Source organism: Stenotrophomonas sp. (assembly GCF_032103445.1).
In the GTDB taxonomy this organism is placed as follows: Bacteria; Pseudomonadota; Gammaproteobacteria; order Xanthomonadales; family Xanthomonadaceae; genus Stenotrophomonas.
This window is the reverse complement of sequence record NZ_DAMDFR010000087.1, coordinates 1-14876: the sequence shown is the minus strand read 5'-3', so window position 1 is coordinate 14876 and position 14876 is coordinate 1. Positions and strand designations below refer to the sequence as shown.

14 protein-coding genes are annotated in these 14876 nt (G+C 66.2%); 11 read left to right on the top strand and 3 right to left on the bottom strand.

What is annotated here, in order from left to right; all coding sequences use genetic code 11:
* Positions 1-241: 241 nt before the first annotated feature.
* The 3 genes from RT551_RS19610 to cysS form a co-directional block, all read right to left on the bottom strand.
* Complete coding sequence (locus RT551_RS19610) at positions 242-1498, bottom strand: MFS transporter (RefSeq protein ID WP_313461603.1); 1257 nt, start codon at positions 1496-1498, stop codon at positions 242-244.
* Positions 1495-1932, bottom strand: coding sequence for a SufE family protein (locus RT551_RS19605; RefSeq protein ID WP_313461604.1), 438 nt, complete (start codon positions 1930-1932; stop codon positions 1495-1497). The genes RT551_RS19610 and RT551_RS19605 overlap by 4 nt, the downstream gene beginning before the upstream one ends.
* Positions 1933-2031: 99 nt before the next feature.
* Positions 2032-3405: a cysteine--tRNA ligase gene (gene cysS, locus RT551_RS19600; RefSeq protein WP_313461601.1), complete on the bottom strand. Its 1374-nt coding sequence runs from the start codon at positions 3403-3405 to the stop codon at positions 2032-2034.
* 217 nt (positions 3406-3622) lie between these two features.
* Between cysS and RT551_RS19595 the strand changes: the two genes are divergently transcribed.
* The 11 genes from RT551_RS19595 to RT551_RS19545 all read left to right on the top strand — a co-directional run bounded on the left by RT551_RS19595 (position 3623) and on the right by RT551_RS19545 (position 14809).
* On the top strand, positions 3623-4195 hold the full coding sequence (locus RT551_RS19595) for a hypothetical protein (RefSeq protein ID WP_311191895.1): 573 nt from the start codon (positions 3623-3625) through the stop codon (positions 4193-4195).
* Between the two features lie 271 nt (positions 4196-4466).
* Positions 4467-5477: an N-acetylornithine carbamoyltransferase gene (locus tag RT551_RS19590; protein ID WP_313461598.1), complete on the top strand. Its 1011-nt coding sequence runs from the start codon at positions 4467-4469 to the stop codon at positions 5475-5477.
* A gap of 47 nt (positions 5478-5524) precedes the next feature.
* Positions 5525-6721 (top strand): argininosuccinate synthase, encoded by a 1197-nt coding sequence (locus RT551_RS19585; RefSeq protein ID WP_313461595.1) that lies wholly within the window; start codon positions 5525-5527, stop codon positions 6719-6721.
* Positions 6722-6852: 131 nt separating this feature from the next.
* The gene (locus RT551_RS19580; protein ID WP_313461592.1) at positions 6853-7941 is read left to right on the top strand and encodes an acetylornithine deacetylase; all 1089 of its coding nucleotides are present in this window, start codon (positions 6853-6855) and stop codon (positions 7939-7941) included.
* A 72-nt stretch (positions 7942-8013) separates the two neighbouring features.
* Positions 8014-9342: an acetylglutamate kinase gene (locus RT551_RS19575; protein ID WP_125362286.1), complete on the top strand. Its 1329-nt coding sequence runs from the start codon at positions 8014-8016 to the stop codon at positions 9340-9342.
* Positions 9343-9356: 14 nt separating this feature from the next.
* Entirely contained in the window at positions 9357-10313 is a 957-nt protein-coding gene (argC, locus tag RT551_RS19570; RefSeq protein WP_313461588.1) for an N-acetyl-gamma-glutamyl-phosphate reductase, read from the top strand.
* A gap of 13 nt (positions 10314-10326) precedes the next feature.
* Positions 10327-11622: an argininosuccinate lyase gene (argH, locus tag RT551_RS19565; RefSeq protein WP_313461585.1), complete on the top strand. Its 1296-nt coding sequence runs from the start codon at positions 10327-10329 to the stop codon at positions 11620-11622.
* Positions 11622-11978 (top strand): cupin domain-containing protein, encoded by a 357-nt coding sequence (locus tag RT551_RS19560; protein WP_313461582.1) that lies wholly within the window; start codon positions 11622-11624, stop codon positions 11976-11978. The genes argH and RT551_RS19560 overlap by 1 nt, the downstream gene beginning before the upstream one ends.
* The gene (locus tag RT551_RS19555; RefSeq protein ID WP_313461579.1) at positions 11975-12235 is read left to right on the top strand and encodes a YciI family protein; all 261 of its coding nucleotides are present in this window, start codon (positions 11975-11977) and stop codon (positions 12233-12235) included. The genes RT551_RS19560 and RT551_RS19555 overlap by 4 nt, the downstream gene beginning before the upstream one ends.
* 30 nt (positions 12236-12265) lie before the next feature.
* The gene (gene proB, locus RT551_RS19550) at positions 12266-13405 is read left to right on the top strand and encodes a glutamate 5-kinase (protein WP_313461576.1); all 1140 of its coding nucleotides are present in this window, start codon (positions 12266-12268) and stop codon (positions 13403-13405) included.
* A 147-nt stretch (positions 13406-13552) separates the two neighbouring features.
* Positions 13553-14809, top strand: coding sequence for a glutamate-5-semialdehyde dehydrogenase (locus RT551_RS19545; RefSeq protein WP_313461573.1), 1257 nt, complete (start codon positions 13553-13555; stop codon positions 14807-14809).
* Positions 14810-14876: the final 67 nt, after the last annotated feature.

Genomic DNA, 14876 nt, shown 5'->3' with positions numbered 1-14876 from the left:
TGGATGCGGCGACTGAGGCTACAGGGACGTACTTGCGCCGTCCCCCGGAACGCCCATCCCGAGCCGCCAAGCCAGGGATACCGTGAACCGAGAGCTGTTCGCACGAATCCAACAGCAGCCGGGCAAGCCCGGCTCTACGTAGTGCGTGCAATCACAGCCGGGCGAGAGGCGATGCGTGCAATCACAGCCAGGCGAGGGGCGATGCGTGCAATCACAGGCGGTCAACGTGCCGCGTGCGCAATCACTGCAGGTCGCGCAGATTCAAGCGGCGCAGGGTGGGGTTCTTCCAGGCGGTGATGCCGGCTACGCTGAGGACCGCGAAACCGCCGAGGACCACTGCCGGGACCAGGCCCAGCAGTTTGGCCATGGTGCCGGCGTAGAACGCGCCCAGTTCGTTCGAGGAACTGATGAAAATACCGTTGATCGAGGACACGCGGCCGCGCATTTCCTCTGGCGTGGCCAGCTGCAGGATGGTCGAGCGCACCACCACCGAGACGCCGTCGAAGGCCCCGTAGAACAGCAGGATCGCTGCCGACAGCCAGAAGTGGTGCGACAGGCCGAAGCCGATCACGCACAGGCCGAAGCCGGCCACGGCGAACAGCAGGACTCGGCCCGCGTGCTTCTGCAGCGGGTGTCGCGCCAGCCACAGGCCCACACACACCGAGCCCAGTGCCGGCGCGGCGCGCAGGATGCCCAGGCCCTCCGGGCCGTGGTGCAGGATCTCGTGCAGGAACGCCGGCAGCATCGCCACCACGCCGCCCAGCAGCACCGAGAACATGTCCAGCGCCATCGCGCCCACCATGATCCGGTTGCCCAGCACGAACCGGCCGCCTTCGGCGATGCTCTTGAAAATCGGTGCCGCCGGGCCGGTGTGCACCGGCTCGCTCACCCGCAGCGCGGCCAGGCAGCCCAGTGCCGCCAGCGCGAACGTCGCCGCCACCGCATAGGCCACGCCCTTGCCGCCCATGCCCACCAGCACGCCACCCAGCGCCGGGCCGATTACCATGCCGGTCTGGAACACCACCGCGCCCAGGCCCGCGCCGCGTGCGTATTGATGCCGTTCCAGCACCCGTGCGAACAACGCGTTGTAGATGGGCGACAGGAACGCGCGCACCATGCCGGTCAGCGCAATCGCCGCATAGATCGGCCACACCCCGTGGAACGGCAGCCAGTCCATTGCCACGCAGGTCAGCACCACCGCGGTCAGCACCAGCCCCGTGCAGGCCACCATGCCCAGCCGGCGGCGAGGCAGGTGATCCACCAGGTAGCCCGCGAACGGGGCTACGCAGAAGAACGGCAGCACTTCGGCCAGCCCGACCAGACCCAGCGAGAACGGATTGCGGGTGACTTCGTAGATGTGCCAGCCCACCGTCACCGCCACAATCTGGTAGGACAGCATCGCCAGGATGCGGTACGCCAGCACCTGCGCGAAGCCGGGGCGGGCGAGCAGACCGAGTGCGCTTTCTTCGCCGGCCGGCGTGGGGGCGGCCGGGCTCACGATTGCGCTTGTGCGGTGTCGCGGATGAAGGCCAGCATCGCCGCCACCCCGTTGCTGCGGGTCGGCGACAGGTGCTTGGCCAGGCCGATGTCACTGATATAGGTCGGCTCGGTGGCCAGAATTTCTTCCGCCGACCGGCCCGAGTACACCCGCAAGGCCAGGTAGATCAGCCCCGAGACGATGGCCGAGTCACTGATCGCATGGAAGCGCAGGTTCTGCGCATTGCCCTCCGGCACGATCCACACCATCGACTGGCAGCCCAGCAGACGGTGTTCCTCGGATTTCCATTCCTCGGGGAAGGCCGGCAGTTTGCGGCCCAGGTCGATCAGGTACTGGTAGCGCTCGGACCAGTCGCCGAAGAAGGCGAACTCCTCGGCAATGGCGGCCTGCGCTTCGGCAGCAGTAGGTTCAAGCGGGAACGGACTTTCCATCACAACACTCTCAATCAATTCGGTATCAACAAAACAGCACGGCTGCCACACAACAGCGCTGCGGAATCCCGGTAGCACCCGACCGTTGGTCGGGTGACGGCGTCAGCCGCGCTTCCGCACCCAGCGAATCCCCTGCGCAGTGTCCTCCAGCACAATGCCTTCCGCCGCCAGCTGGTCGCGAATCGCATCAGCGCGGCCAAAATCGCGCGCAGCCTTGGCAGCCGTGCGCTCATCAATCAGACCCTGGATCCGCGCATCGTCATCGGCATCCCCACCGGCGGTACCAAACCACGCCGCCGGATCCTGCTGCAGCAGGCCCAGTGCCAGGCCCGCGCCCAGCAGGGCTGACTTGGCGGCGGCCCGATCGGCCGGTTCGGCACGGCGCGCTTCCGCACCCAGCCGGGCCAGCTCGGCCAGCGCCTGCGGGGTGTTCAGGTCGTCGTCCAGGGTGGCTTCCACTTCCGCCGGAATCACCGCGGTGGCCTCCACGTCGGCCAGATCCCGCAGGGTGCCGTACAGGCGGTCCAGGGTGCGCGCGGACTGTTCGATCAACGCATCCGACCAGTCCAGCGGCTGCCGGTAGTGCGCCGACAGCAGCGCCAGACGCAGCGCTTCCGGCGCATGCTTGCGCACCAGATCGTGCACGCGCTCGATGTTGCCGATCGACTTGCTCATCTTGGCACCGCCGAAGTTCAGCATGCCGTTGTGCAGCCAGAACCGGGCAAATGTCTTGCCGCCGTGGGCGCATTCGCTCTGCGCGATCTCGTTCTCGTGGTGCGGGAACTGCAGGTCGACGCCGCCGGCGTGAATGTCGATGGTTTCGCCCAGGTGGGCGGCGGCCATCGCCGAGCATTCGATATGCCAGCCGGGGCGGCCACGGCCCCAGGGCGACTCCCAGCCCGGCAGGTCGTCGCTGGACGGCTTCCACAAAACGAAATCGCCCGGGTCACGCTTGTACGGGGCCACGTCCACGCGCGCACCGGCCAGCATTTCTTCCGGGTCGCGGCGCGAGAGCTTGCCGTAGTCGGCATACGAAGACACCGAAAACAGTACGTGGCCTTCGGCGGCATAGGCATGCCCGGCGGCGATCAGCTGCTCGATCATGGTGATGATCTGCGCCATGTGCGCGGTGGCTTCCGGCTCGATGTCCGGCGGCACCACGCCCAGCGCGGCCATGTCTTCACGGTAGGCGGCGGCAAAGCGGTCGGTGATGGTGGTGATCGGCACGTTCTGCTCGCGCGCGGCGGTGTTGATCTTGTCGTCCACGTCGGTGATGTTGCGCGCGTAGCGCAACCCGCCGAAACGCCGGCGCAGCAGGTCGGCCAGCACCCCGAACACCACCGGCCCGCGCGCGTTGCCGATATGTACGTAGTTGTAGACCGTGGGGCCGCACACATACAGCGTCGGACAGGCCGGATCGAGCGGGGTGAACGTTTCGAGCTGGCGTGTCAGGTTGTTGTGCAGGCGCAGGGTCATGAGGGGCGTTGGCCGAGGGGAGTGGGGCAAGCCCCCGATTTTAGAGCACAACGGTCGCCCGCGCCGGTCTGGCGGGGCCTGGAGTGGGTTGACCACGTCAGGTGGTGTCGCTTTCTGGCCGTCTGGCTATGGGCAATAGCGTCACGGACGGGTAATGTTCAGCCCCTTGCCCCTGGCACTGCCTACACTATCCACCTTGTCCTCGACCCGGTTGCCAATGAAATCCGCTTTGTTGCTGACGCTGGCTGGCTGCCTGACCGGAAGTGCCGCCTTCACGGCGTGCGCCCAGGAAGCCGACGTCCGCAACCGGGTGGTGATCGTCGAGAACGTGAAGTTCGATTACGCCCAGGTGCTCAACGTGGAGCCGGTGTTCCAGACCCTGCGCGCCACCCGCACCGAGGAGCATTGCGAACCGGTCTCGACCCGGACCCTGGCCCCGGTGAACGTCACCGGCGAGGAGCCGCAGGAAGAGAAGGGCCGTTTCGGCCGCTTCATGGACTCGGTGCGCTCGATCTTCAAGCGTGACGACACCCAGGTGAACGAAGACGGCAGCCCGGTGGTGGAAGCCGCCCCGGCGGCCGGTAATGGCCCGTTATTGACCCGTGACTGCAAGATCGTGCCGGTCGGCCGTGAGTTCCGCCGGCCCATCGCCTACGACGTGGATTACGTCTACAAGGGCACCAAGTACCGTTCGCGGCTGCCGGAAGACCCCGGCAACCGGCTGAAGATCCGGGTCTCGATCACCCCGTGGGTAGGGGCCGAGCAGCAGGCCGGGCCGGCCAACCCGTAACGGCGGGTGTTGCACCCGCCCCCTGCGCATGTAAAGATGGCGGGCGATGAAACTCACCGACTTCCAGCACGACACCAGCGCCGCCCGTATGGCTACGGGCATGACGTCGCGTGCCCGCCGACCGGAACCCCACATTTTCGCTGGGTAACCGGAGCTTCGTGCTGTCTGTTCGGAAAACCCAGCCCCCGTGCTGGGTTTTTTCGTTTCTACGATTTGAAAAGTTGCATTTGTACCCTTTCTTCCATTGAAACCCGCCTCAAAGGATCGATCGATGTCCCTGAAGCACTTCCTGAACACCCAGGACTGGAGCCGTCCGGAACTGGACGCGCTGTTGACCCAGGCCGCCCTGTTCAAACAGAACAAGCTCGGCGACCACCTGAAGGGCAAGTCCATTGCCCTGGTGTTCTTCAACCCGTCCATGCGCACCCGCACCAGCTTCGAGCTGGGCGCGTTCCAGCTGGGCGCGCATGCGGTGGTGCTGCAGCCGGGCAAGGACGCGTGGCCGATCGAGTTCAACCTGGGCACGGTGATGGACGGCGACACCGAAGAGCACATCGCCGAAGTGGCCAAGGTGCTGGGCCGTTACTGCGACATCATCGCGGTGCGCGCGTTCCCGAAGTTCGTCGACTGGGCCTATGACCGCCAGGACATCGTGCTCAACAGCTTCGCCAAGTATTCGCCGGTGCCGGTGATCAACATGGAAACCATCACCCACCCGTGCCAGGAACTGGCCCACGTGATGGCGCTGCAGGAACACTTCGGCACCCAGGACCTGCGCGGCAAGAAGTACGTGCTGACCTGGACCTACCACCCCAAGCCGCTGAACACCGCGGTGGCCAACTCGGCACTGACCATCGCCACCCGCATGGGCATGGACGTCACCCTGCTGTGCCCGACCGCCGATTACATCCTGGACGAGCGCTACATGGGCTGGGCCGAGCAGAACGTCGCCGAGAACGGCGGTTCGCTGAAAATCAGCCATGACATCGACAGCGCCTACGCCGGTGCCGACGTGGTCTACGCCAAGAGCTGGGGCGCGCTGCCGTTCTTCGGCAACTGGGAACCGGAAAAGCCGATCCGCGACCAGTACAAGCACTTCATTGTGGACGAACGCAAGATGGCGCTCACCAACAACGGCGTGTTCAGCCACTGCCTGCCGCTGCGCCGCAACGTCAAGGCCACCGACGGCGTGATGGATTCGCCGCAGTGCATCGCCATCAACGAAGCCGAGAACCGCCTGCACGTGCAGAAGGCGATCATGGCCGCCGTTGCCGGTCGTTGATCCATTCCCGAAATCACCCCAAATATCGCAATCGGACCTTACCCCCCATGACCACGAACAAAGACATCGTCCTGGCTTTCTCCGGCGGACTCGACACCAGCTTCTGCGTGCCCTACCTGCAGGAACGCGGCTACAACGTGCACACCGTGTTCGCCGACACCGGCGGCGTGGATGACGAGGAACGCGATTTCATCGAAAAGCGTGCCGCCGAACTGGGCGTGACCAGCCACGTCACCGTCGACGGCGGCCCGGCCATCTGGAAGGGCTTCGTGAAACCGTTCGTGTGGGCCGGCGAAGGCTACCAGGGCCAGTACCCGCTGCTGGTGTCCGACCGTTACCTGATCGTCGACGCCGCGCTGAAGCGCGCCGCCGAACTGGGCACCAACATCATCGCCCACGGCTGCACCGGCATGGGCAACGACCAGGTGCGTTTCGACCTGGCAGTGAAGGCACTGGGCGACTACCAGATCGTCGCGCCGATCCGTGAAATCCAGAAGGAACACACCCAGACCCGCGCCTACGAGCAGAAGTACCTGGAAGAGCGTGGCTTTGGCGTGCGCGCCAAGCAGCAGGCCTACACCATCAACGAGAACCTGCTGGGCGTCACCATGTCCGGCGGCGAGATCGACCGTTGGGAAGCCCCGGGCGAAGGCGCACGTGGCTGGTGCGCACCGCGTGACCAGTGGCCGACCGAAGCGCTGCACGTCACCCTGAAGTTCGTCGAAGGCGAAGCGGTGGAACTCAACGGCAAGGCACTGCCGGGTGAGCAGATCCTGGCCCAGCTCAACAAGCTGTTCGCTCCGTACGGCGTGGGCCGTGGCGTGTACACCGGCGACACCGTGATCGGCCTGAAGGGCCGCATCGTGTTCGAAGCCCCGGGCCTGGTCTCGCTGCTGACCGCGCACCGCGCGCTGGAAGATGCCGTGCTGACCAAGCAGCAGAACCGCTTCAAGCCGGACGTCGCGCGCAAGTGGGTGGAGCTGGTGTACGAAGGCTTCTACCACGACCCGCTGAAGACCGACATCGAAGCCTTCCTGAAGTCCTCGCAGGGCAAGGTCAACGGTGAAGTGGTGCTGGAAACCCGTGGCGGCCGCGTCGACGCGGTGGCGGTGAAGTCGCCGCACCTGCTCAACGCCAAGGGCGCGACGTATGCGCAGTCGGCGGATTGGGGTGTGGAGGAGGCCGAGGGCTTCATCAAGCTCTTCGGCATGAGTTCGACGCTTTACGCGCAGGTCAATCGCTGATCAGCACCGCGTGGTTGCCGGGCATGGCCCGGCACTACGCACACCCATGTAGTGCCGGGCCATGCCCGGCTCCACGGAGCCCATCCCATGTAGTGCCGGGCCATGCCCGGCTCCACAGGAAACCTTGATTCATGCTTGAACAAACGCTCAACCACCTGCAGGCCCTGGTGTCGTTCGACACCCGCAATCCGCCGCGTGCGATCACTACCGGGGGCATCTTCGATTACCTGCGTGCGAACCTGCCCGGGTTCAACGTCGAGGTGATCGACCACGGTGCCGGTGCGGTCAGCCTGTATGCGGTGCGCGGCAACCCGAAGTACCTGTTCAACGTGCATCTGGATACCGTGCCCGATTCCCCGCACTGGAGCGCCGACCCGCACGTGATGCGGCGTACCGAAGACCGGGTGATCGGCCTGGGCGTGTGTGACATCAAGGGCGCTGCAGCGGCACTGGTCGCTGCGGCCAATGCCAGTGACGGCGATGCCGCGTTCCTGTTCTCCAGCGATGAAGAAGCCAACGACCCGCGTTGCATCGCGGCGTTCCTGGCCCGTGGCATTCCCTATGAAGCGGTGCTGGTGGCCGAGCCGACCATGAGCGAAGCGGTGCTGGCACACCGCGGCATCAGCTCGGTGCTGATGCAGTTCGCCGGGCGGGCAGGGCATGCCTCGGGCAAGCAGGATGCCGCCGCCAGTGCGTTGCACCAGGCCATGCGCTGGGGCAACCGCGCGCTGGACCATGTGGAATCGCTGGCCCACGCGCGCTTCGGCGGGCTGACTGGGCTGCGCTTCAACATCGGCCGCGTCGAAGGCGGCATCAAGGCCAACATGATCGCCCCGGCCGCCGAGCTGCGCTTCGGTTTCCGCCCGCTGCCGTCGATGGACATCGACGCGCTGCTGGCCACGTTTGCCGGCTTTGCCGAACCGGAAGCGGCGCTGTTCACCGAAACCTTCCGGGGCCCCAGCCTGCCGGCCGGCGACATCGCCGAAGCCGAACATCGCCGCCTGCTGGCGCGTGACGTCGCCGACGCGTTGGATATTCCGATCGGCAACGCGGTGGATTTCTGGACCGAAGCCTCGCTGTTCTCCGCCGGTGGTTACACCACGATGGTGTACGGCCCGGGCGACATCGCCCAGGCCCACACCGCCGATGAGTTCGTGACGCTGGACCAGCTGCAGCGTTACACCGATTCCGTGCACCGCATCATCGCGGCCGGTGCCTGATTGATGAGCGCGTCGCAGCCCGCTGCGACGTTCCCCTTTCCTGCGGCTGCGGCCGCTTGTGACGAAACCGAAATGTCTCCTGCACTCCAGCCCCACCGCCAGACCCGCCAGACCATCGTGCGCCTGCTCTCCAGCATGGCCAGCGCGAAGGAGATCAGCCAGTACCTGAAGCGCTTTTCGCAGCTGGACGCCAAGCGCTTTGCCGTGGTCAAGGTCGGCGGCGCGGTGCTGCGCGATGACCTCGACGCGCTGACCTCCTCGCTGTCGTTCCTGCAGGAAGTGGGCCTGACCCCGATCGTGCTGCACGGCGCGGGCCCGCAGCTGGATGCCGAGCTGTCCGCCGCCGGCATCGTCAAGGAAACCGTCAACGGCCTGCGCGTGACCTCGCCGGAAGGCCTGGCCATCGTGCGCCGGGTGTTCCAACAGTCCAACCTGCAGCTGGTGGAAGCGCTGCAGCAGAATGGCGCACGCGCCACCTCCATCACCGGTGGCGTGTTCGAAGCCGAATACCTGGATCAGGCCACCTACGGTCTGGTCGGCGAGGTCAAGAAGGTCAACCTGGCTCCGATTGAAGCCAGCCTGCGCGCCGGCTCGATTCCGGTGATCACCAGCCTGGGCGAAACCCGCTGCGGCCAGATCCTCAACGTCAACGCCGATTTCGCGGCCAACGAGCTGGTGCAGGAACTGCAGCCGTACAAGATCATCTTCCTCACCGGCACCGGCGGTCTGCTCGACGAAGAGGGCAAGGTGATCGACTCGATCAACCTGTCCACCGAGTACGACCACCTGATCGCCCAGCCGTGGATCCACGGTGGCATGAAGGTGAAGATCGAACAGATCAAGGACCTGCTGGACCGCCTGCCGCTGGAATCGTCGGTGTCGATCACCCGTCCGGCGGATCTGGCCAAGGAACTGTTCACCCACAAGGGCTCGGGCACGCTGGTGCGCAAGGGCGAAAAGGTGCTGCGCGCCACCGCCTGGAGCGAACTGGACCTGCCGCGCCTGAAGGGGCTGATCGAATCCAGCTTCGGCCGCACCCTGGTGCCGGACTACTTCGACAAGACCAAGCTGCTGCGCGCCTACGTCAGCGAGAACTACCGCGCCGCGGTGATCCTCACCGACGAAGCCGAAGGCGTGTACCTGGACAAGTTCGCCGTGCTCGACGACGCGCAGGGCGAGGGCCTGGGCCGCGCGGTGTGGAACGTGATGCTGGAAGAAACCCCGCAGCTGTTCTGGCGCTCGCGCCACGGCAACCCGATCAATCATTTCTATTACGCCGAATCTGACGGCTGCTACAAGCAGGACCACTGGAAGGTGTTCTGGTTTGGCGCGGACGGCTTCGAGCGTATCCGCAGCTACGTCGACCACTGCGCTGCCCGCACCCCCAGCCTGCTGGGCTGAGCGAAGAGAACCGCATGAGCACTTCCAAGAACTTCACCGTTGGCATCGTCGGCGCGCGTGGCCACACCGGGGCCGAGCTGATCAAGCTGATCGCCGCCCACCCGAACCTGCAGCTGGGCTTCGTGTCCTCGCGCGAGCTGGCAGGCCAGCGCGTGGGTGACCATTACCCGGACATCACCGACGGTTTGCATTTCGAGAACCTGGACGCCGACGCCGTGGCTGCCAAGGGCATGGACGCGGTGATCCTGGCCCTGCCGAACAATCTCTCGGCCCCGTTCGTGGCCGCGCTCGACGCCGCCAAGCCGGGCACCGTCATTGTCGACCTGTCCGCCGACCACCGCTTCGAAGGCAGCTGGTACTACGGCCTGCCCGAACTGACCCGCGGTGATTACGCGGGCCAGAAGCACATCAGCAACCCCGGCTGCTACGCCACCGCCATGCAGCTGGCGATCAGCCCGCTGCTGACCCAGCTGGCCGGGCCGCCGCAGTGTTTTGGTGTCTCCGGTTACTCCGGTGCCGGCACCACACCGTCGGACAAGAACAACCCCGAGCTGCTGGCCGACAACCTGATGCCGTATGCACTCACCAACCACGTGCACGAGCGCGAAGTGTCCGCGCACCTGCGCGTGCCGGTGGAGTTCATGCCGCACGTGGCCCCGCATTTCCGTGGCATCACCATGACCGTCAACCTGTGGCTGACCGAGGTGATGACCCGCGAGCAGATCCTGGCGCGCTACCAGGCCTTCTACGCGCACGAGCCGCTGGTCGAGGTGATCGACCAGGCCCCGTGGGTGAGCCACATCGCCGGCCGCCACGGCGTGCAGATCGGTGGCTTCGACGTCGCACCGGGTGGCAAGCGCGTGGTCGTGGTGGCCACGCTGGACAACCTGCTCAAGGGCGCGGCCACCCAAGCCATGCAGAACCTCAACCTGGCCCTGGGCCTGGACGAGCTCACCGCAATTCCGCATTGATTGGAGCAAGACAATGGCAGACCTTCTATGGCAGAAGCCCGGCGTGGCGGTGGATGCGAAAATCCAGACCTTCCTGGCCGGCGATGACGTCATCCTCGACCGCGAGTTTTTCCTGTACGACGTGACCGCCAGCAAGGCGCACGCGCAGGGCCTGCAGCACATCGGCATCCTCAGCAGCGAAGAGCTGGACGGCCTGCTGCGCGAGCTGGATATCCTCGCCGACGATTTCCGCAGTGGCGCGTTCGTGCTCGATGAGCGCTTCGAGGATTGCCACTCGGCGATCGAAGCGCGCCTGACCGAACGCCTCGGCGATGCAGGCCGCCGCATCCATACCGGGCGCAGCCGCAACGACCAGATCCTGGTCGCCACCCGCCTGTGGCTGAAGGACAAGATGCTGCGCGTGGCCGAACTGAGCCGCGAGATCGCCAAGGTCGCGCTGGACCGCGCCGAAGCCGAGAAGGACATCCCGCTGCCGGGTTACACCCACATCCAGCGCGCTGTCGTTTCCTCGGCGGGCATGTGGTGGGCTGGCTGGGCCGAAGCCTTCATCGACAACGCCATCCGCGCGCACGATACCTACGCGCTGATCGACGCCAATCCGCTGGGCACCGCGGCCGGCTACGGCGTCAACCTGCCGCTGGACCGCACCCACACCACCGAAGCGCTGGGTTTTGCGCGCATGCAGATCTCGCCGATCTACGCGCAGCTGTCGCGCGGCAAGTTCGAGCTGGCCGCGCTGGAAGCGCTCGGCGGTGCCACCCTGGATCTTCGCCGCATCGCCTGGGACCTGTCGCTGTTCACCAGCGGCGAGTTCGGTTTCGTGGCGCTGCCGGCGCAGTACACCACCGGCAGTTCGATCATGCCGAACAAGCGCAACCCCGACGTGGTTGAGCTGCTGCGTGCCACCCATGCGGCCGTGGCCGCTGCGCGCACCGAGATTGAACAGCTGCTGTCGCTGCCGTCCGGTTACCACCGTGACCTGCAGAGCAGCAAGGGCGCGATCTTCCACGGCTTCGGTCGTGGCATTCCGGCGCTGGAACTGCTGCCGGCGCTGCTGGCGAATCTCGAGTGGCGCGATGACAAGCTGCGCGCTGCCATCGATTCGGGCATGTACGCCACCGATGTTGCCGTGGAAGCGGCCGTGGCCGGCGTGCCGTTCCGTGAAGCCTACAAGGCGGCTGCGGCCTCGGCCGATACGGCGGGCCAGGGGCGCACGCCGGAAGGCAGCCTCGCCGCGCGCGTGTCGCCCGGTGCGGCGGCTGATCTGCGTCTGGACGAACTGCGCACGCGCTGGGCGGCGCTGGTCTGATGGCCAGTGTCAGCGCTCCGGTCAACCTCGATTCCGCCCGTCACTACGTGTGGGGCGGGGCCTGTGACGGGTGGCATCTGCTGGATGTGCCGGACCTGAGCGTGATCGAGGAGCGCATGCCGCCCGGTACCTCGGAGGCACGCCATTTCCATCACCGTGCGCGGCAGTTCTTCCGCGTGCTGGAAGGCGAAGCCGTGCTGGAGTTGGATGGCACCCCGCACTGCCTGCGTGCCGGTGACGGCCTGCATGTGCCGCCGGGTGCCGCGCACCAGATGCGCAATGATTCCGCCGCGGACGTGCGCTTCCTGGTAGTTTCCAGCCCGCACGCACACGGCGACCGGGAGCTGGCCGCATGAGCACGCTGTATCTGGTGATGGCTCTGCGTCTGCCCGGGTTCACTGCCGCCGCTGTGCAGCCGCATCGTGATTTTCTCGACGCATTGCGCGCCAAAGACCAACTGCATCTGACCGGTGGCTTCAGTGACGGCAGTGGCGGTGCCTATGTGCTGTGCAATGTAGGAAGCCTCGCTGAGGCCGAAGCCATCGTCGCCCGCGATCCGCTGGTGACGATGCAGGCTTCGGCGCTGCATGTGCACGAGTGGTTGACCCGCTAACTTCACCTGAGCCCATTACTGGTAGCTGCCATGACTGCATCGCGTTTCCCCGAACAAGCGTTGCCCTCATGGCGGCGCGCCGTGCTCAAGGTCGGAAGCAGCCTGCTGGCGGCCGATGGCGGCGGGCTGTCGCCACGCCATGCACTGGGTCTGGCGCAGTTCGTGTCGGCGCATGTGCAGGCCGGGCGCGAGGTGGTGATTGTGTCGTCCGGCGCGGTGGCTGCTGGGCGCGCCATCGTGCCGCGTGCGCTGGAGGTGGGGGCCGCGATGGCCGCACGCCAGGCGTTGGCCGCATTGGGCCAGGCGCAGTTGATTGGCTTGTGGCAGCGCTTCTTCGAGCGTCCGGTGGCGCAGGTGCTGCTGACCCATGACGACCTGCGCAACCGACGTCGCTATCTCAACGCGCGGGCCACGCTCAACGAACTGTTGCGGTTGGGCACGCTGCCGGTGGTGAACGAGAACGACACTGTTTCCGTTGACGAACTGAAGCTCGGCGACAACGACAATCTGGCCGCCACCGTGGCCGCGTTGATTGATGCCGATGTGCTGTTCATCGCCACCGATATCGATGGCTTGTACAGCGCGGACCCGCGACGGGATCCGGATGCGGTGCCGATTCATGATGTGCCTGAGCTGACCACGACCGTGCTGGCGATGGCCGGCGGGGCCGGCAGTGGTGCGGGCACTGGCGGCATGCATACCAAGCTTGAAGCCGCTGCGAAGGCGGGCAGGGTGGGCATTGATACCTGCCTGTTCAATGGCCGCGATGCCGATGTGGTGCGTGCGCTGGCACAGGGGCGGTTGTTCGGCACGCGGATTCATGCCGGGCAGAGCCGCGAGGCTGCGCGCAAGTATTGGCTGCGGCATGCACCGCTGGAAGCGGGTGCGATTGTGGTGGATGAAGGCGCGGCGCGGGCGTTGCGTGAGAAAGGTGCGTCGTTGTTGCCGGGCGGGGTGATGTCGGCGGAAGGGGAATTCCGGCGCGGCGACATGGTGCAGGTGCGGTTGCGTGGTGAGGTCGGCGACGTAGTGTTGGCGCGCGGGGTGAGCCAGTACTCGGCCAGTGATATCCGGCGCGTGGCCGGGCGGCATTCGCGGGAGATTGAAGGGGTGTTGGGGTACAACTATGGCGGCAATGTGATTCACCGTGACGATATGGTGTTGGTGTGAGTGCATTACGAGCCGTGGGCATGATGTTCCGTAGAGCCACGCCCTGCGTGGCTTCGACCCACCTTGCAGCCACGCAGGGCGTGGCTCTACATATCGCTTCGATCCACTCCGCAGCCACGCAGGGCGTGGCTCTACGAGGATTCCGCAATGGCTGATGACATCCGCACCCAGGCCCTGGCCTGCCGCGCCGCCGCACACACCCTGGCCCAGCTGTCCTCCAGCGCCAAATCCGCGCTGCTCAACAACATGGCCAACGCCCTCGACGCCGACGCCAGCACCATCCTCGCCGCCAACGCCCGCGACCTCGCCGCCGCCGAAGCCAAGGGCACCGGCAGCGCCATGCTCGACCGCCTCGCCCTGAACCCATCGCGCCTGGCCAGCATCAGCGCCGCCCTGCGCGAAGTCGCCGCACTGCCGGACCCGGTCGGCGCGATCACCCGCGATGACATCCGCCCCAACGGCATCCGCGTGCAGAAAGTTCGCGTGCCACTCGGCGTCATCGCGATGATCTACGAGGCCCGCCCCAACGTCACCGCCGACGCCGCCGCGCTGTGCATCAAGGCCGGCAACGGGGTCATCCTGCGTGGTGGCTCTGAAGCGATCCATTCCAACACCGCGATTGCCGCCGCACTGAAGCGCGCCTTGCGGGAAGCGGGCGTACCCGATGCCGCGCTCACCCTGGTCGAAGACCTGCGCCGCGAAACCATGCTGGAACTGCTGCAGCTCAACGACGTCATCGATCTTGCGATTCCGCGCGGTGGCGAAGGGCTGATCAGGTTCGTTGCCGAACATGCACGCGTGCCGGTGATCAAGCATTACAAGGGCGTGTGCCATCTCTACGTGGACCGCGCCGCGAACCTGGAGCGCGCCGTGGACCTGCTGGTGGACGGCAAGTGCAGCCGCCCGGCCGCCTGCAACTCGCTGGAGACGTTGCTGGTGCATGCCGATGTGGCCGCCGACTTCCTGCCGTTGGCGGGCGCGGCGTTGGCCGAACGGGGCGTGCAGCTGCGCGCCGATGCGCGTGCGCGGCAATGGCTGCCGCAGGCCGCTGAAGCCACGGATGAGGATTACGCCGCCGAATACCTGGACCTGATTCTGGCGGTACGCGTGGTGGATGATCTGGAACAGGCGCTGGCGCATATCCAGCAATACAGCTCGGATCACACCGAGGTGATCGTCACCGAGGATGCAGCCGCGGCCGAACGCTTCGTCCAGGCATTGCGCTCTGCGGTGGTGATGGTGAATGCCTCGTCGCGCTTTTCCGATGGCGGTGAGCTCGGGCTGGGTGCCGAGATCGGCATCTCGACCACGCGGCTGCATGCGTATGGGCCGATGGGGCTGGAGGCGCTGACCGTGGAGCGGTTCGTGGTGCGCGGGGAAGGGCAGACGCGTCACCCGGTTTGAGGTGTACCTGGCCCGGTAGCGCCGGCCGTTGGCCGGCCCAGGCGATCCTTGGGCCGGCCAACGGCCG